General features: G+C 70.3%; 13 protein-coding genes. 4 read left to right on the top strand and 9 right to left on the bottom strand.

Translation table 11 applies throughout. From position 1 onward, the window contains the following. Positions 1–89 precede the first annotated feature (89 nt). Positions 90–311: a DUF3618 domain-containing protein gene (locus ACU6XJ_RS05160; protein ID WP_476307230.1), complete on the top strand. Its 222-nt coding sequence runs from the start codon at positions 90–92 to the stop codon at positions 309–311. Here the strand turns inward: ACU6XJ_RS05160 and ACU6XJ_RS05155 are convergent. The 9 genes from ACU6XJ_RS05155 to ACU6XJ_RS05115 all read right to left on the bottom strand — a co-directional run bounded on the left by ACU6XJ_RS05155 (position 308) and on the right by ACU6XJ_RS05115 (position 11,222). Continuing rightward, on the bottom strand, positions 308–943 hold the full coding sequence (locus ACU6XJ_RS05155; RefSeq protein ID WP_476313806.1) for a TetR/AcrR family transcriptional regulator: 636 nt from the start codon (positions 941–943) through the stop codon (positions 308–310). The genes ACU6XJ_RS05160 and ACU6XJ_RS05155 overlap by 4 nt on opposite strands. Before the next feature lie 181 nt (positions 944–1,124). After that, positions 1,125–1,442 carry a hypothetical protein gene (locus ACU6XJ_RS05150; protein WP_476307229.1) on the bottom strand — a complete coding sequence of 106 codons (318 nt, stop codon included), beginning with the start codon at positions 1,440–1,442 and terminating at the stop codon, positions 1,125–1,127. 136 nt (positions 1,443–1,578) lie between these two features. Next, entirely contained in the window at positions 1,579–3,450 is a 1,872-nt protein-coding gene (locus ACU6XJ_RS05145; RefSeq protein ID WP_476307227.1) for an ABC transporter ATP-binding protein, read from the bottom strand. Then, complete coding sequence (locus tag ACU6XJ_RS05140) at positions 3,447–5,132, bottom strand: ABC transporter ATP-binding protein (RefSeq protein WP_476307226.1); 1,686 nt, start codon at positions 5,130–5,132, stop codon at positions 3,447–3,449. Before ACU6XJ_RS05140 ends, ACU6XJ_RS05145 begins: the two co-directional genes overlap by 4 nt. A gap of 108 nt (positions 5,133–5,240) precedes the next feature. Continuing rightward, on the bottom strand, positions 5,241–5,366 hold the full coding sequence (locus tag ACU6XJ_RS05135) for a class III lanthipeptide (RefSeq protein ID WP_476307225.1): 126 nt from the start codon (positions 5,364–5,366) through the stop codon (positions 5,241–5,243). Between the two features lie 13 nt (positions 5,367–5,379). Beyond that, complete coding sequence (gene lanKC / locus ACU6XJ_RS05130; RefSeq protein WP_476307223.1) at positions 5,380–8,031, bottom strand: class III lanthionine synthetase LanKC; 2,652 nt, start codon at positions 8,029–8,031, stop codon at positions 5,380–5,382. Positions 8,032–8,555: 524 nt separating this feature from the next. Continuing rightward, a complete protein-coding gene (locus ACU6XJ_RS05125; RefSeq protein WP_476307221.1) occupies positions 8,556–9,416 on the bottom strand; it encodes a spermidine synthase in 861 nt (286 codons plus the stop codon). Further along, positions 9,413–9,799, bottom strand: coding sequence for an adenosylmethionine decarboxylase (gene speD / locus ACU6XJ_RS05120; RefSeq protein WP_476307219.1), 387 nt, complete (start codon positions 9,797–9,799; stop codon positions 9,413–9,415). Before speD ends, ACU6XJ_RS05125 begins: the two co-directional genes overlap by 4 nt. A gap of 196 nt (positions 9,800–9,995) precedes the next feature. Beyond that, on the bottom strand, positions 9,996–11,222 hold the full coding sequence (locus ACU6XJ_RS05115; protein ID WP_476307217.1) for a type III PLP-dependent enzyme: 1,227 nt from the start codon (positions 11,220–11,222) through the stop codon (positions 9,996–9,998). Between the two features lie 204 nt (positions 11,223–11,426). On the opposite strand from ACU6XJ_RS05115, the gene ACU6XJ_RS05110 reads away from it, so the two are divergent. The 3 genes from ACU6XJ_RS05110 (at position 11,427) to ACU6XJ_RS05100 (ending at position 17,890) form a co-directional block, all read left to right on the top strand. Further along, on the top strand, positions 11,427–12,842 hold the full coding sequence (locus ACU6XJ_RS05110) for a DUF6298 domain-containing protein (protein WP_476307216.1): 1,416 nt from the start codon (positions 11,427–11,429) through the stop codon (positions 12,840–12,842). A 126-nt stretch (positions 12,843–12,968) separates the two neighbouring features. Continuing rightward, a complete protein-coding gene (locus ACU6XJ_RS05105) occupies positions 12,969–13,379 on the top strand; it encodes a hypothetical protein (protein WP_476307214.1) in 411 nt (136 codons plus the stop codon). A gap of 2 nt (positions 13,380–13,381) precedes the next feature. Beyond that, positions 13,382–17,890, top strand: coding sequence for a cation-translocating P-type ATPase (locus tag ACU6XJ_RS05100; protein ID WP_476307213.1), 4,509 nt, complete (start codon positions 13,382–13,384; stop codon positions 17,888–17,890). Positions 17,891–17,922 lie beyond the last annotated feature (32 nt).

Below are 17,922 nucleotides of genomic sequence, written 5' to 3'. Positions count from 1 at the left end.
CAGCGTAACGCCTGTACTGGACGCCCATGAGCTGCCCCGGCGCCGGTGATCTAACGTGGTCTCTGACGTCCGCGGCAGGAGGAGGAAACGTGGCTCGCGATCCTGAGGCCATCCAGCGTGACATCGAGCGGGCCCGCGACGCGCTGGCCGACACCCTCGACGAACTGAGCGACCGGGCGAACCCGAAGCGGTTCGTGGATGCGGGCAAGGACAGCGTCGCGGCCAAGCTGAACTCCCCCGTGGTGAAGTTCTCGCTGATCGCGGTGGTGCTGCTGATCGTGCTCGCCCTGCTGCGGAAGATGTTCCGCTAAGTAATTCGTGGCACGGCGCCGCTGCTGTTATGGCCCTGCAGCAGTGGCACCAGTGCGTTGTCCACCAGACGCAGCGCGAACGAGTCGTCCAGCCCGTCCCCGGCCAGCATCAGGCGGTACATCAGCGCGCCCGCGGTGATTTCCATGATCAGGGTCAGCGGGGCTTCATCGTGGATCTCGCCGCGATCCCGGCCGCGCACCAGGATGTCGCGCAGCATGTCGTGTTGGGTCACCAGGAACGTGGACCGGAAGGCCACCGCCAGCTCCGGTTCGTGCGGTAACTCGCCGACCAGCGCTTGGGCCGCCTTGCCCACCGGGCCGGTCAGAAACTCCACGAAGGACTTGGTGAACTCCACCAGGTCGGTCCGGACGGTGCCCGTGTCGGGGGCGGGCACGCCCTTGCTGACCAGGTGGTTGCAGGTGTCGATGACAAGATCGAGCTTGGACTCCCAGCGTCGGTAGATCGTCGCCTTGCCTGCCTTCGCGCGGGCCGCCACGGCGTCCATGGTGAGTGCGCGATAGCCGACGTCGGCCATTACCTCCAATGCTGCCCTGCGCAACGCCTCGTCCCTGCTGGCGTCGCGGGGTCTGCCCCGTCCGGCCGGAACGGGTCTGTCGCCGGCATTGGCCACAGTGGCCAAAACTGCCTCCTCGCTCGCGCCGATCCACGCGGCTGCGGACCGACTCCGGCGGGCCATACTATGGCCATTCGAGGCGCGTTTCGCCTGCTACAGGAGTGAACGGCGGGAGGTATCCGGTGTCCGTACGGAGTAGTGACACCCGACTAAACGGACCCCGACACTCCGGTTCGGCTCAGGCTTGCGGGCGGCTCGACAGGAACTGAGCGGACACCGACGAGTACTCCGCGCTACCGGCGGGGCTCGGGATCGACACACCGTGCCTGGCCTGGAGGTAGGCCATGGTGAACGCGAATCCGTCGCCGCCGAGCAGGTGCACGACCACCCGGCCGTCGGGGTTGGGTTCCAGCCGATCGACTAGCTGGTCGGCGCAGTCCCGTGCTGCGATCAGCCCAGGCGCCTCTGCGCGAAGTTCTCGATCGCCGTAGCTCGCCGAGATGGACCAGTCGTCACCACGCGGCGCGTAGTTCACCGTGATGGGGCCGCCCGTCATGCCGTCCTCCGCGTACGTCCGGTGGGCTGCCCTGCCTGCGCTCCGGTCCGAGCGATGCCTTCCGGTGCCGCCGAAGCCGTGCACCCCGTCGATTCCGCTCCGACCTGAGAAGCTCAATGGCGTTGTCCCCAACCACTCACATGCGGACCCTGGCAGTGCCGGAGAGACTAGTGGTTGCCGTTTCGGCGCGGACATCCGCACCTGTCCACGAGCGCACCAACTCGGCGTAGAGGCCACCCGCGGCGAGCAGTTCGTCGTGCGCGCCCAGCGCGATGCGGTCGCCGTCCATCACCAGCACCCGGTCCGCGCGCAGCGCCGAGCTCAGCCGGTGCGCGATCACGACCACCGTGCCCGGCCTGCGGGAGAACGCGGCCTCGGCCCTGGCTTCCGCCGCCGGGTCCAGGTGGCAGGTGGCCTCGTCCAGCACCGCCAGCCGCGCCGCGCTCAGGTACACCCGCGTCAGCGCGATCAGCTGGCGCTCGCCCGAGGACAGCGCCGTCGGCTCGAGCACCGCGTCCAGCTCGTCGCGGGCGAGCCCGACCTCTGCCGCCGCGGCCAGGATCTCCTCGTCGGTCACCTCCCGCCGCAGGTAGGCGAGGTTCTCCCGCAGTGTCCCGCCGAAGACGTAGGCCTGCTGCGGGATCAACGCGATGCGCCGGTCGTGCCACGGTTCGTCAAGCTCCGCGACGGGCGTCCCGCCCAGCCGGATCTCGCCCGCGTCGGCGGGCATCAGCCCGGTGATCAGGTTGGCCAGCGTGGACTTGCCGATGCCGCTGGGGCCGACGATCGCCAGGTGCTCCCCGGCGGGCACAGTGAGGTCCAGGCCCGACACGATGGGCCGCGCGCCCGCGCCGTAGGAGAAGCCGAGGCCGCGGATTTCCAGTGCGGACACGTCGGGCGGGCCTGCGGGGCGGGCGGGGACGGGCACGGCACCGGCGGCGGTCTCGCCAAGGCGCCGCAACGTGATCACCAGTCGCAGCACGGAGGTGCCCAGCCCGCTGACCAGCGTGTACAGGGCGGGCTGGACGGTGGTCGTGAGGTAGATGACGGCACCGGCCACCGCGCCCGCGGTCAGCGCGCCCTCCCGCACCAGGCCCGGCGCCAGGGCAAGCACGCCGACCAGCGGCAGCACCCCGCCGAGGCCCACCAGCACGCTGCGCAGGCTGCTCAGGTACGCCAGCCGAGAGGCCGCGTCGCGGCTCGCCCGGACCGCCGCACCCACCTGTTCGGAGGCGGTGCGTTCGGCGCCGCAGGCCACTACGTCCCGCAGCCCTCCGATCACGGTGTCCGCCTCGGCCGCGGCGTCCTCTTCGGTCAGCACGGTGTCCCGCTGTCTGCGCGCCAGCGAGCGCAGCAGCAGCGCGAACAGGGCGATGGTGGTGATCAGCGGCACGGCGACGACCAGCGTGAGTTCGCTGCTCAGCGACAGCATGCCCACCAGCGCGGCGACGGTGACCACCACGAAGGAGCGGCCGTGCACCAGCAGACCGCCGGTCACATCCCGCACGATCTCCACCTGCCTGGTCAGCTTGGCGACCGCCCCGCCGTCCGGCGCGCGGCCGCGGCCCAGGAGCAGACCCCGCACCACGGCGGTCACCAGGTCGTCGCGCAGCGGCTCCACCACGCCGCCAAGGCCCGCGTACACCCAGCGCGAGCCGAGGGCGCCCAGCACGGTCGTGGCGGCGTACAGCGCCAGCCAGCCGATGCCGGGGGCGAGCCTGCCCGCGGCGAAGCCGTCGTCGATGGCCAGCGCCACCAGACGGCCGGAGGCCAGCGCGGGCAGCCCCTCCAACGCGGAGAAGCCCATCAGCACGAGCAGCGCGCGGCGTTGGCGCAGCACCGAATCCCGGTACAGCCGCCAGCCGGTCACATCAGGCGGCTGCGCGCCGTCCCGCACGCCAGTCACGTCGTCCCGCCGAACCGCGTCAGCCGACTCGGGCCCGTCCACCCCGCTCATTTCGGACCGCCGAACCGCGTCGGGCGGCCCGGTTCCGTCCAGCCCGCTCACTCCGCACCGCCGAACAGCGTCCGGTAGTCCGGGTCCGCCCACAGGCCCTGGTGGCTGTCGAAGCCGCGCACCAGCCCGCCGTCCAACCACAGCACGCGGTCGGCGGCGGCCGCGGTGGCCGCCCGGTGCGTCACGATCAGCCTGCTGCGGCCGGGAAGCGCGCCCGCGAGTGCCGTGGTGAGCTGCCGTTCGGTGACGGTGTCCAGGCTGGAGGTGGCGTCATCCATGATCAGCAGCCGCGGCTCGCGGGAGACCATCCTGGCCAGCCCCAACCGCTGGGCCTCCCCGCCGGACAGCGGGGCATCGCCCAGCGGGGTGGCGTACCCGGCGGGCAGGCGCCGCAGGACGTGGTCCACCTGCGCGACGCGGGCCGCCGCGGCGACCGCATCGGCGGGCAGCGACCTGCCGTAGGAGATCGCTTCGCCGACGGTGGCGCCGAGCAGCACCGGGTGCTCGAAGGCGTACCCGACCGTGCGCCGCACCTCCGCGGGGTCCAGCGCGCCGATGGGGACGCCGTCCAGCAGCACCGCGCCGCCTGCGGCCTCCACCAGCCCGCCGCACACCGCGGCCAACGCGGACTTGCCCGCGCCCGACGGCCCGACCACCGCGACGGTGTCGCCGGGGTTCAATTCGAAGTCGATGCGCCGCAACACGATGGCGCCGGTCCCGCTGCGCACGCTCACCCCGCGCAGCGCCAGCCGCGCGGGTCCATCGTCCGCCCGGACCGCCGATCCGCGGCGTCGATGCGGAGCGGACAGCACCTCGACGATCCGCGCCGCGGAGCCGCGGGAACGCGACAGCCGGGTCAGCAGCGACGCGCGTTGCAGCAACAGCATGCCCAGCGCCGCATAGCCCGCCGCGGCCAGCAGTTCGCCCACGCTCAGGCTGCCGCGCAGCACCAGCACCCCGCCGGTGACCAGCACCGACAGCTCTACGGCCGGGTCGAGCAGCGCGGCCCGCCACACCAGCCGCGACTGCGACTGCCACAGCGCGCCGCCCGCGGAACGCAGCCGGGGCAGCGGTTCCAGCACCCGCCGCACCTCCCGCTCCTGGGTGCGCGCCGCCGCGATGGTCCGCCGCCCGGCGACGGCGTCCAGCAGGCGCGTCGACAGCACCGCGAACTCGCGTTGGTAGGCGCCGACGAACTCGGCGGTCTCCCGCAGGAAGCCGCGGGCCAGGAACACGCTGAGCGGCAGGCTGATCAGGAACACCACCGCCAGCGGCCAACTCAGCAGCGCCAGCGCGATCACGGCGCCGACGGAGATCACCGCGGACACGGCAAGCTGCACCAGCGCCGTGGCGGCCGCCCCCGCCTCGGCGGCGTCGGAGGTGAAGCGGCTGACCGCGTCGCCTGCGGCCGGTCGCCCGCGGCCCGATGGCCAGGCGATGAGCAGCCGGTCGATCACCTGCTGCCGCAACCACGCCACACTGCGCGCCACGCACTGCGCCGACGCCAGTTCCTCCACGGTCTCGGTGGCCAGGTACACCGCGGCCACCACGCCGAACCACACGATCGGCCCGGTCGCGGTCGAGGAGGCGAGTGCGGAATCCACCGCGCCCGCGAGCGCGCCCGGCAACGCCAGACTCGCCGCCGCACCCAGTCCGGCGGCCAGCCCCAGCCCCACCAGCCAGCCCCGAGGCCGGGCACTGGCCCGCAACAGCAGTCGATCGCCGCGATCCATGCCCCGCTCACCTCGTTTCCACCGGGTTCGAGACACAAAGGGGTGGAGCGGCGCAGTGGCCCGGCGCCGCTCCACCCGTTACTCAGTGGTGAATCTTGTTGGGCCTGATCAGCAGAGCAGCAGGCTCAACCAGCTGCCGCCGCCGCCACAGGACTTGCTGTGGGACGAGTGGCCGCCGCCGTGGGACAGCTCCTGCGGGGTCTCAAGACCCTGCAGGTCCAGGACATTCGCCATGGTTCCTCCTTACTTACTCAGCTCCGACCCGCGTCACCGCGGGCCGGGTTTGCCGACGCATGTCGTGCGCCGGCGGCTTGGGGGCTCGCCGCAGCAGCGGGAGCAGTGGGACATTCGGGTCGGTCGCCGCGGCCAGTGCCAGCAGCACACCGGCGTTCCCGGTGGCCAGGTCCATGGACAGCCGCATCAACTGGTGGCCGGGGAAGGCCAGTTCGCCCCGGTAGCTCAGGGCGTGCCAGTTCAGCCGTCGCAGGTGCAGCTTCAGCCCGGCGTCCAACTCGGTGCGCAGTTCCTCGTCGGTGACGAGGTCGCGCATGATCGCCAGCGTGCCGAGGTGTCCGGCGCGGCCCGCGAAGAGGCCGGGTTGGATGATGAACTCGGTGAGGCAGGCGCGCAGCAGCGCGGGCAGCTCCGCCACGCACTTGGCCTCCGGCCGGAACCTGCTCAGCTCGCCGATGGCCAGCGCGATGCCCGCACTGCCGATGTCCAGGTAGGGCAGCGTGCGCCAATTCCGATCGTTGACGCAGAGCATGCCGTCCTCGGTGGGGATGCATTCGGCGAGGTCGGCGGCGATGGCCTCCTCGGCGCGGCTGAGCCAGCGCGACTCGCCGGTCTCCTCGTACAGCCGCATGAACAGCATCGCCGCGCCCGACCAGCCGTGCACCAGGCCCGCCTTGGCCGCTCGCGAGGTCGACTCGGGCGGGGCCTCGGCCGGGATCTGGCTGCCCACCACGGTGCCGATCCTGGTCGCCAGGTCGGTGTCGCCGAGTTCCAGCAGGTGCAGCCCGATCCCGGACAGTCCGCCCTGCAGGCCGATGTCGGTGATCAGGTGCAGCCGCTCCCGCACCCGGCGCACCAGTTCCATCGCGTAGTCGGTGTGCCCGAACCTGTCGAGCACGTAGGCGATCCCGTGCAGCCCGTCGTAGAGGCCCGGCCGCCGCGGCGGGTTCTGCTCGACCTTGCGGCGCAGCCACGCGACGTGCTCCGGGGGCACCTCCTGGCCCGCCGCGTCCAGCGCGTAGAGCACGCCCGCGGCGCCGAAGGCCAGGTTGTAGCCGTCGATGTCGAACTGCGCGATGTCGCCGGGGTAGAGCCGGTCGTCGCGGTCGGGGGTGGCGGCGGCCAGGATGGCGGCCGCCATCGAGCGTTGGGCCGCCCCCGGGTCGGCTGCGAGGTCGGCTCGCTGCGGGGAGGCCGCGTCGGATCGCACGATGCCCCTGTGCCCATCCGGCAAACCGTCCAATCGGGGAATGCCATTTCCAGTTCGCAAGTCACTCCGAACGGAGCTCACGTACTCGGCTGGAAGGCCGAACCGGTCGCCGATCTCGCCGAGGAAGTGCTCGGCCTTGAGCGGCTCCAGCGGCAGCAGCATGTTCAGCGGGAGGAACAGCCACAGCCGCAGCGCCGCCAGCGCGAACAGGTCCAGCTCGATGTCGTGCCGGTCCGGCGGCGCGGTGAAGCCTGGGGCGCCGAGGCCGGGCCGCTTCCCGCTGCCGCGTTCGAAGGCCAGCTCGAAGTCGATGAGGTGGATCGAAGGCGACACAGGGTCGGTGCCCACCATGATGTTGTGCGGGTGCAGGTCGCCGAAGACCCAGCCGCGCCGGTGCACCTCGGCCAGCGTCTGCTCCAGCTGCTTGACGATGGTCAACGCGGTGGTCGTGTACTCGGCCACCTGCTCCTCGGTACACCGGTACTTGATCAGCGGGTAGTTGCGGGACAGCCAGCCGCCCAGCGTCCTGCCCGGCAGGTACTCCATGGCCAGGAAGTGGTGCTCCCACACGGTGAACCGCTCGTAGAGCCGGGGGATGCCCTCGACGCCCGCGAGTGAGGTCAGCACCTGCTCCTCGCGGTCCATCCTCGTGACGGCGTCGGTGCCGTCGCGGTCCAGTCCGGCGTAGGGGCGGGCCTCCTTGAGCACGACCTGCTGCCCGTCATCCGGCCGCTGTGCAAGATACACACCGCCGCCATTGGAAAAGTGCAATGAGCTGGTGACGTTATAGGGCAATCCGGCACCACCCGACTGCCGGGCGGCCAGGGCCGGTTGGAGGACAGCGGGCATCTCCACCCAGTCGGGTACCTGAAAAACCGGCTTTCTGAGGTCGGGAACCAGCGTGCCCTCGGGGTTTTCGATGGCGGGCACCAACTCACCGCCCGGTCCGGCGCAGAGTCGACTGGCGAAGCCGCCATAGCGGACGTATAGTGGTCCGTTTTCCCAGCGCAGATCACTCAAAATGTACGGTCCGTGTTCGCCCTTCAGGCGTGTGGAAAGCCCCTTCAGGCAAAATTCAAGCTCGGTTTCGTCACGGGGATAGATGGTAACCAGTTTCCCGCTGGACTCCCGGGTCGCGTACTTGGAGTTCTGTGCTAAGTGCACATTTTTGTTACGGAGGAACTTGAAAGCGATCAAATTCTCCACGCAGAAGTCCCAAGCGGCGCACAATACACGGTCGGCGTTGTCCACGCTGGCTGAAAGGTGGATCTTCCAGCCCTGACCTGGGGTGTCGACGGAGGTGGGCTGTAGCTCTGACCAGACCGTTTGCTCCGATCGTTGCCAGCCGGATGGGGTCGGACGCTCCCCGACGCTGAACGAACTCGTCTCCGACGACAGGCGTCCAGCGGTCTCATAGAAGTGTGGATCGGCGAAGCAAAATGCTTCGTAACGCATATCCATCGGGTAAGCCCTCGCCCCAAACTTTTAACGCAACTCGCGGCCCTCTCGATTCATTGAGCCATGTGTGTCTCTAAACTGCCAAGGGGCCGATCCGATGAACTGGAGCAGCCATCCGCACTAACCATACTTCACCCGTCAAATAGGTACCAGTACGCAGAGTGGCTGAGCGCTCAGCCGTTAGGCCGATCGAGTACCTTTATCTCTAAATAGCTAACAATCGGCACCCAATTGAACATGAACATGTTTACGTTTCGGAAGTTCGAGTTCATGCATAACCACTGACGAGTTTTGGCGACCCGCGGTTTCGCATACCTAAAGAACTGGTGCTTCCGGCGCAGAGAAACCCGCGAACGGACCCGTGGCTGCGCTACACATGCGCACGGTGTCCGGCAGGGCTGAGGTAAGCGAGCCGTAAGGACGGCAGGGCAGTATTCAGGTGGCTGCGAAAGCAGTCGCCAACCGGCACCGGGGCCGGTGGCCGGCGGCCTCTGGGGGTGCCGCCGGCCGACCGTGAAACCTCAGGCGTACCGGACGCGGTAGGGCGGGACACCGTTGCCGATCAACGCGGCCTCGTCGATGGTCTTCGGCTGGTACTCACACTCCGCCAGCCGAGAGATCATTTCCGCGAACGGGTCGGCCACCTCGTCGGCGCGGCCGAACAGGAAGGCCCACTCGTGCTCGTCGGAGCCGTAGTAGGCGACGGTGGAGAAGACCTCGCCGAAGCGCTGCCAGGACCGCAGCAGCGTCTCGTTGCGCCACATGGTCTGGCAGCCCGCCTGGCAGGACAGCACACCGCCGTCGGTCAGCGCGTCCCGGCACTTGCGCAGGAAGTCCGCGTAGTACAGCCGGTTGTGCTGGGCGTCGGTGTCGGCCTGCTCGTCGGGCAGGTCCACCACGATCACGTCGTAGCGCTCACCGGAGGCCGCGGCCCGCTCGACGAAGGCGTATCCGTCGGTGAAGTGCATCCTGATCGGGCCGTCACCCCGCTCGGCGGCGGCCAACTCCTCGGGCGTGTACCCGTAGGGCAGCAGTTCGGCACAGCGGCGGACGCATTCCTCATCGATGTCGACGTGGTCCACCACCCTCGCCCCCGCGGCCGCCGACAGCTGACTGGCCACACCCTCGCTGGAGCCGATGATCAGCACCCGGTCCAGCTGCCTGGCGAGCAGGAACGCGGGCACCATCAGCGCCTCGTGGTAGGTGAGCTGGCTGAACTCCGTGCTCTGCCGGTCCTCGCCGCAGAACAGCGAGATGCCCTGGGCGGTGCGTCCGATGAGCATGTCCTGGAAGGCGGTCTTGCCCTCGAACAGCACCTCGTCGACGCGCCACTCCCGGATCAGCCCGTCGCCGACGGGCTCACGGATGGTTCGGGTCGTCATGAGTAGTCCTTGCCGCGCCGGATGGTCCTGGTGGACAGCTGGGGGGCCCGCATCGCCTCGGCGAGCAGCCGGACGGCCAACTCGGGGCTTGCCTTGTGGCCGCAGGTGAACACGTCGATGAAGACCGAGCCGATCTCGGGGTAGGTGTGCAGCGAGGCATGCGACTCGGACAGCAGCGCGAGCACGGTGACACCCTGAGGCTCGAAGCGCTTGCTGGTCACATCCAGCACGGTCGCTCCGGCCTCGGTCAGCGTTCGTTCCAGGGTCTGCCGGAGGAACAACTCATCATCGAGCAGTGAAGCGTCGACTCCTTCCAGCTCGGCCAAGACATGTTGTCCGGTGAACAGGCCGACGGTGTCTACCGTCCCTGGAGCAGCGAACATCCATCACTCCCTACTTATGGTGGCGGCGGCGAGCGCGCGCATGAGTCCGTCCACAGTGAAAAGAACGGTGAGGTGTGAAACTCGGGCGGTCGGGCTATCAGCGGACGACCGGCCGGCGGCGACCTTACCTCCCGCCGAGGAAAAGCGCATCATCCCTGGTCAGCGTTACGGCCGCTCGGCCTAAAGGTGATTACTCTCACTTGGTCTTGTGTGGCGGAAAGGGGTCTTTCCGCACCAAATTGTCAGCTCCGCTCTGCGTAACGCATACCCCGTCTTCACCAATGCAATACGTCCGCAGTGGCTCGAACCCGTTGAACCAGACGGAGGCGAAGCTGGAGGTGTATACCCCGGCGTTGAGAAAGTCCACGTGATCACCGGCACGCAGGTCCAGCGGCAGCCGGTAGACGTGGTGCTGATAGATCACGTCATCCCCGTCACAGGTCGGCCCGGCCAGCACGACCGGCCCGGTCGGCCCGCCGTCCCTCGCGGTGGCGATGCGGTAGGTGATGGCCTCGTTCTCGGTCTCGGCGAGACCGTTGTAGCGGCCGGTGTCCAGGTACACCCACCGCTTGTCGTCGGTGTCGCTCTTGCGCGAGACCAGCACGACCTCGCTGCGCAGCACCCCGGCTTCGGCCACCAGCGCCCGCCCCGGCTCCAGCGCCACCGCGGGCGCGGTCGGGAACCGCTGCCGCACCGTGCGCAGGATGTGCCCGGCCAGCTCGTCGACCCCGGGCACCGGGTCGAGGTAGGTGGCGGGCAGCCCGCCGCCGAGGTTCAGCAGGTTGAGCCGGATGCCCTCGGCGGACAGGGTGTCGAACACCCGAGCCGCCTCCGCGATGCCAGAGGTCCACGCCGCGGGGTCGGTCTGCTGCGAGCCGACGTGGAAGGACACCCCGACCGGCCGCAGACCACGCTCGCGGGCCTGGCGGAGCAGGTCGATCGCCATGTCAGGGGAGCAGCCGAACTTGCGCCCGAAGGGCATGTTGGCGCCCTCGTTGCTGATCAGCAACCTGCAGAACACCGAGGCACCGGGCGCGTTCTCGGCGATGTTGGCCAGGTCCGCCGCGCTGTCGGTGACGAACAGCCCGACGCCTGCCGATGCGGCGTACCGGATCGCCGACGGCTTCTTGATCGTGTTGCCGTAGGAGATCGACTCCGGCGCCGCGCCCTGCTTCAGACAGAGCTCGATCTCGCCGGGACTGGCCACGTCGAAGCTCGCGCCGAGATCGGCGAGCAGCCGCACCACCGCGGGTTCGGGGTTGGCCTTCACCGCGTAGTACAGCGTCGCCCTGGGGAAGGAATCCCGAAGGCTTTGGTAACGCTGCGCGACCGCGGGCAGGTCGATGACCAAGCACGGGGTGGCGGGCTGGGCAGCGTCCAGGAAGCGGAGGCAGCGCTGCGTCGGCGCGGAAAAGGTAGTCATGGCGGTGCTGAGGGTAGGTCATGCGACCCGATCGGGTTACGCGCGGGAGCGGGATTTTCCGACCTCTTCACGGTCACCTTTCCGTCACGGAGATCGTTGAGGATTTAACCTTCCAACTCACGGAGCGTTAGATCCGGTTTGTGGGACCGCGTCCGATGAGAGTCGGTCGCGGTGCGAGAGCAGGTCTTGGAGAGGGTGTGGTTCGTGCCGAAGCGGACGAGGCGTCTGATCGCGGTGCTGGCCGTCGTGTTGTTACCCGGCACGCTGGTCGCCAGCGCGCCCGCCGTTGCGGGGCCGCCCATGGGCCCGCTCCAGGTCGGCGCGGCCAACCCGCGGTACTTCGCCCGACCCGACGGCACCCCAGTGTTCCTCACCGGCTCGCACACCTGGACCAGCCTCCAGGACAGCGGGTCCGGGTCACCGCCGCCCGCCTTGGACTACCCGCGCTATCTGGACTTCCTCACCGCCAACCACCACAACTTCTTCCGGCTGTGGGCCTGGGAGCAGGGCCGCTGGGCCAATGAGACGGGCGTGGCGGACTACTGGTTCGCGCCGAACGGCCCGTTCCGCCGCACCGGGCCCGGCACGGCGCTGGACGGCGGGCCCCGCTACAACCTCACAGACTTCGACCCCGCTTACTTCGAGCGGTTGCGGGCCAGGGTCGCCCAAGCCCGCGACCGCGGCATTTACGTGTCGGTGATGCTCTTCAACGGCTGGAGCATCGAGGGCTGCAAGGCGGGCAACTGCGGCGCCAACCCGTGGGAGGGGCACCCGTTCAACGCGGCCAACAACGTCAACGGTGTCAACGGCGACCGCAACGGCAACGGCAGCGGGGAAGAGGTGCACACCCTGGCCGACGGCGCGGTCACCGCCGTCCAGGAGGCCTACGTGCGCAGGGTGATCGACGCGGTCGGCGACCTGGACAACGTGCTCTACGAGGTCAGCAACGAAAGCCACGCCTGGTCGGAGTCCTGGCAGTACCACGTGATCGACGTGGTCAAGGCCTACGAGCAGGGCCGCAAGCAGCATCCGGTCGGGATGACCGTGGAGCACCCGGCGGGCAGCAACCGCGAGTTGTTCGACTCGCGGGCGGACTGGATCTCGCCCAACGGTCCGCTGGCCTACACCGCCATCGCCACCGGCGCCAAGGTCATCCTGCTGGACACCGACCACCTGTGCGGGGTGTGCGGCGACGTCGACTGGGTCTGGCGCAGCGTGGCCGCGGGCACCAACCCGATCCTGATGGACCCCTACGACGGCGTGGCCTACGGGGTGGGTGCCGCGGGCTTCGACCCCGATGACCCGCGGTGGAAGCACCTGCGGTGGAGCCTGGGCAAGGCCCGGCTCTACACGCTGCGGATGAATTTGGCGGCGGCCGTCCCGCAGCCCGGCATGTCCTCCACCGGCCACTGCCTCGCGGGCGGCGGCTCGTACCTCGTCTACGCCCCGCACGGCCCGTTCTGGCTCGACACGGCGGGATCGACCGGGTCGCTGCGGGCGGAGTGGCTCGACACCGAGACCGGGGAGACCGCGGCGGGCGGGCAGGTGTCCGGCGGCGACAGGCACCACTTCAGCCCGCCGTTCGATGGACCGACAGTGTTGTTTCTGTCCCCGGCGTGAAGAAACCGTAAATCGTATCCGCCTGCCATCCGTAATACCGACGTGATCAGTTGGTTCATTCATCCGAGTGGCGCCGACTGGTGATCACCGGGTTGAGGCAGCACCGTAACGGGTACGGAGGTCAGCATGGGCACAACGACGGCGGAACAGAACACGGGCAAGGACGACAGCACGGCCACGACATCGACTGCCGAAACGCTGATGAGGCTGCCGATGCGGGCGTTGGAAGCCCCGATGCAGCTGGTCTCGGCGAATCGCGATCTGGTGCTCCGCAACAGAAAACGCATCCTGTGGTGGGGCGGTCTGGCCGCCGCGGGCGTCGTGGGCCTGCTGGAATGGCCGGTGGCGGCGGCGATCGCCGCGGGCACCTGGATCGCGGAACGAAACCGGGATGAACCCGAGGCGAGCGATTCGTCGAAGAGCGAAACAACAGAACGCAAGGCGCTTCCCGCGAAACCCACAACCGCGCCGAAGAACAATGCGCTTCCGCAGCCGCGCCCCACGGCAGCAGCAAAGGCGAGGGCCAAGACAATCTGACCATGCGACTACTCGGCATCGACATTCCCGCGACCACCGACCACGCCGAGAAAATCGGCAGCAGCGCACTCGAATGGCTCACCAACCTGGCCGGTGCGGGCCGCAATGTGTGGGAACGCCCCGGCCGCTGCCTCATCGAGGTACGTGGCGTGTGCGGAGCCGAGGGGCAGCGCATCAGCCGCCGGATCGAGCAGGTACTGGAACGCCATCCCGGCGTCCTCTGGGCTCGGGTCAACGCGCCCTCCAACCGGGTGATCATCGCCGTCACCGATCCGCAGCCCGACCGCAGGGAACTCATCGCCGCGATCGCCCACGCCGAGGCCCAGCCCGACGAAATCCACCAGGTCGAGGACGAGGCCCACCACCCCGCGGAAGGCCCCGGCACAGGCCGCGCGCTCTCCGCCTTCGCCGCCGACGCGGTCGGACTCGGCCTGTCCGCCGCCAACCGCGTGCTCCAGTGGGCGCCGCTGCCCACCGAGGTCGGCGCCTTGGCGACCGCGTTCGAACTGCATCCCACGCTGCGCCGCTGGCTGGCCGGGTACCTCCACGGCGAGGAGCGCACCACCACCGTGCTGCCCATGGTGAGCGCACTCGCACAGGGCTTGGCGGGCGGCGGCGAGGGCATCCTGCTGGACCTGGCGACAAGGGTCAGCCAGTGGCGGGAGGCCCGCACCTACCAGGAAAGCTGGGCCAAGGCCGAGGCCAAGCTGATCCGCAGCCCCGAGGACGCCGCCGCCGAGCCCATCGTCGTGGAGCGGCCCCGCGATCTGCCGCTGGAACCCGCCGACCGCTACGCCCAGCAGGTGCTCGCCGCGGGTGCCGCGGCGGGCGCCATCGCCACTCCGTTCGTCGGCCCGCGCCGGGCGCTGGCGCTGTCCATCGCGAGTCTGCCCAAGGCACCCAACTCCGGCCGGGAAGGCTTCGGCGCCCACCTTGGCCGCATCCTGGCCCGGCGCGGGGTGGTCATCATGGACCGCAGCGTGCTGCGCAGGCTGTCCAACCTGGACACCGTCGTCTTCGACGAGGCCGCGCTGCGCACCGGCCAAGCCGAGCTGACCAGCCTCGAGCCGCTCGACGGCGCCGACCCCGATGACATCGTCTGCCGCGCCTACGCCCTTTTCGACGCCCACGACCCCAAGGCCGCCCAGAGCGCCGACGGCTGGGAACTGCGTCCCACGGACGGCGAGTCCGAGCAGGCCGAGAAGCTGCGGAAGCAGGGCGCCGAACTGCTGCTGGAACTGCGGGAGAACGGCACCCCGCGCGCCGTCGTCGGCGTCGTCGCGCAGACCGCGCCGGGCGTGGACGCGCTCGCCGCGGCAGCCCGGCGGGCCGGGATGCGCACGGTCATCGCCGCCGAGCAGGCCAAACCCCGCTTCCGCTTCGCCGACGCCGTCGTGCCCGGTGCGAACCGCCTCACCTCCTCGGTCCGCGACCTGCAGGCCGAGGGCGCCGTGGTGATGGTGGTGTCCGGGGACCGCCGCGCCTTGGCGAGTTCCGACTGCGGCATCGGCGTGTTCGGCCCCGACGAGCCCCCGGCCTGGGGCGCGCACGTGCTTGTCGGTGCGGACCTGGACGCCGCCGCGATCATCGTCGAGTCGGCGGGCGTGGCCCGCAAGGTCGACAGCGACAGCGTGAAACTCGCCGCCGGTGGCAGTGGCGTCGGCGCGGTCGCCGCCGTGCAGGGCAGGGCCGCGAATCCCGCCGCGCGGGCGCTGCTGCCGGTGAACGTGGCGGGTGGGCTGGCCTTCGCCGACGGCGTGTGGCGGGCGCATCAACTGCTGTCCCGTCCGGTCACCCCGCCCACCACCAGCACCCCGTGGCACCTCATGCCCGCCGAAGCGGTGCTGCGTCGGCTGCGGACCGACACCGAAGGACTGCCCGAATCCGAGGTCGCCCGCCGCGTGCAGCGCGACGGCACTGCGGACACCCCGGTAGGCACCGGCTTCTGGGCCGCGGTGCTGGAGGAACTGGCCAACCCGCTGACGCCGGTGCTCGCCGCGGGCGCCGCGCTTGCCGCGGCGGTCGGCTCGCCCATGGACGCCGGTCTGGTGCTGGGCATCGGCGGCCTGTCCGCGCTGCTCGGCGCCCAGCAGCGGGTCGGCACCGACCAAGCGCTGGCGGACCTGTTCGCCCGCTCCGCCATCGGCGCCAAGGTCCGCCGCGACAACGTCGAGCAGCTCATCACCGCGGGCGACCTGGTGCCCGGTGACATCGTGGTGCTCGAATCCAGCGATGTGGTGCCCGCCGACTGCCGGGTGCTGGAGGCCGAAGGCGTCGAGGTGGACGAGTCCTCGCTGACCGGCGAGTCGCTGCCGGTGGCCAAGACCGCCGCCCCGGTGATCGCCTCCAACCTCGCCGAGCGCCGCTCGATGCTCTACGAGGGCACCACGATGGCCGCGGGCCGGGCCGTCGCGGTCGTGGTGGCCACCGGGATGTCCACCGAGGCGGGCCGCAGCATGGCCACCGCCCGGCAGAAGGCGCCGCTGACCGGTGTGGAGTCCCGGCTGAAGTCGCTGACCAAGTACAGCCTGCCGCTGGCGGGCGGCGCTGCCGCCGCCGTGACCGGCGCGGGCCTGCTGCGCGGCCAACCGCTGCGCAAGACCCTGGGCGCGGCGGTGAACCTGGCGGTGGCCTCCGTCCCCGAGGGCCTGCCGTTCCTGGTCAACGCCGCGCAGTTGGCCGCCGCCCGGCGACTGGCCGACCACGGCGCGCTGGCCCGCAACCCCCGCACCATCGAGGCGCTGGGCAGGGTGGACGTGCTGTGCTTCGACAAGACCGGCACCCTCACCGAGGGCAAGCTGCGGCTGGTGGGCGTCGGCGACGGCAAACCGCTGACCCGGCTGGACAACCTGGACAGCGACCTGCGCACGATCCTGGCCGCGGGCCTGCGCGCCACCCCGCCCGCCCGCCGCGGCGAGAAGCTCGCGCACCAGACCGACCAGGCGATCGTCACCGGCGCCCGGCTGGCCAAGGTGAACGTCACGGTCGGCGCCAAGGGCTGGAAGCGCCGCGCCGCGCTGCCCTTCGAGCCGTCCCGGCAGTACCACGCCACCGTCGGGGAGACCGCGGGCAAGACGCTGCTGTCGGTCAAGGGCGCCCCGGAGATCATGCTGCCGCGCTGCGGGTACTACTGGGAGAACAACGTCACCAGCGAACTCGACGACGCCAGCCGCAAGCGGTTGATGGACCGGCTGGAGGAGGTCGCGGGCTCCGGACACCGGGTGCTGGCGGTCGCGGAGCGCAGACTGCCCGACGGGCACCGCGGCGAGATCCGCGACGACGACGTGCGGGACATGGTGTTCATGGGCTTCCTGGCGCTGGCCGACCCGGTGCGCACCAGCGCCGCCCCGGCCGCGGCGTCGCTGCGCGAGGCGGGCGTGCAGATCGTGATGATCACCGGCGACCACCCCGCCACCGCCGACGCCATCGCCGCCACCGTCAACCCCAAGGCCGAGCAGCGGGTGATCACCGGGTCCGAGATGGACGAGATGGACGACGACGCGCTGGACGCGGTGCTGCCCGAGGTGGACGTGATCGCCCGGTGCAGCCCCACCCAGAAGGTGCGGATCATCCAGGCCTACCAGCGCGTGGGCAAGGTGGTGGCGATGACCGGCGACGGCGCCAACGACGCGCCCGCCATCCGGCTGGCCGACGTCGGCATCGCCCTTGGCGAGCGCGGCACCCCCGCCGCCCGCGCCGCCGCCGACCTGGTCGTCACCGACGACCGCCTTGAAACGATCATCGCCGCACTGGTGGAGGGCCGCTCCATGTGGTCCTCGGTGCGGCACGCGCTGGCCATCCTGATCGGCGGGAACCTCGGCGAGATAGCCTTTTCCGTGCTGGCCTCCGGCATCAGCGGCACCTCCCCGCTGACCGCAAGGCAGATCCTGCTGGTGAACCTGCTGACCGACCTCGCACCCGCGTTGGCCATCGCGCTGCGGCCACCGCCGGAGGACGAGGCGTCCGAGGCACTGCTCAAGGAGGGCCCGGAGGCTTCCCTCGGCGAAAGCCTCAACCGCGAGATCGCCCTGCGCGCCGCGATCACCACCACCGGCGCCATGGCAGCCTGGATCGGCGCCCGGATGACCGGTCCGTTCTCCCGCCGCGCCAGCACCATCTCGCTCGCGGCGCTGGTCGGCACCCAGCTGGGCCAGACGCTGATCAGCGGCGGCCTCAACCGCAACGTGATCACCGCCAGCGTCGGCTCCGCCGCCGCCCTGGCCGCCACCATCCAGACCCCCGGCCTCAGCCAGTTCTTCGGCTGCACCCCGCTGGGTCCGCTGGGCTGGGGCATCGCGGGCACCGCGACCCTGGGCGCCACCGCGCTCGGCGTCGCGATCGGCCCGTGGGCCAAAAACGTGGATCTGTCCAAGCTCATCCCGCAGAGCGACGTGCTGGACAAGCTCAAGGCCGTCGACCTGGAGAAGCTCATCGCCGGGCTCAGCCCGGAGACAAAGGACCTCGCGAAGCTGCTGGAAGGCCTCAACAACGGCAAAAACGCAACTGCGTAGCGTGTGGAAACCGTCACCAGCAGCAGTGATGG

Source organism: Actinorectispora metalli (assembly GCF_056323685.1).
This window is presented reverse-complemented; position numbering and strand designations above follow the sequence as displayed.

Bases quoted from the DNA above. Each gene is read 5' to 3' on its own strand.
- ACU6XJ_RS05150 (WP_476307229.1), bottom strand. From the start codon at position 1,442: ATGACGGGCGGCCCCATCACGGTGAACTACGCGCCGCGTGGTGACGAC.
- ACU6XJ_RS05140 (WP_476307226.1), bottom strand. From the start codon at position 5,132: ATGGATCGCGGCGATCGACTGCTGTTGCGGGCCAGTGCCCGGCCTCGG.
- ACU6XJ_RS05135 (WP_476307225.1), bottom strand. From the start codon at position 5,366: ATGGCGAATGTCCTGGACCTGCAGGGTCTTGAGACCCCGCAGGAGCTG.
- lanKC (WP_476307223.1), bottom strand. From the start codon at position 8,031: ATGCGTTACGAAGCATTTTGCTTCGCCGATCCACACTTCTATGAGACC.
- ACU6XJ_RS05125 (WP_476307221.1), bottom strand. From the start codon at position 9,416: ATGACGACCCGAACCATCCGTGAGCCCGTCGGCGACGGGCTGATCCGG.
- speD (WP_476307219.1), bottom strand. From the start codon at position 9,799: ATGTTCGCTGCTCCAGGGACGGTAGACACCGTCGGCCTGTTCACCGGA.
- ACU6XJ_RS05115 (WP_476307217.1), bottom strand. From the start codon at position 11,222: ATGACTACCTTTTCCGCGCCGACGCAGCGCTGCCTCCGCTTCCTGGAC.
- ACU6XJ_RS05105 (WP_476307214.1), top strand. From the start codon at position 12,969: ATGGGCACAACGACGGCGGAACAGAACACGGGCAAGGACGACAGCACG.
- ACU6XJ_RS05100 (WP_476307213.1), top strand. From the start codon at position 13,382: ATGCGACTACTCGGCATCGACATTCCCGCGACCACCGACCACGCCGAG.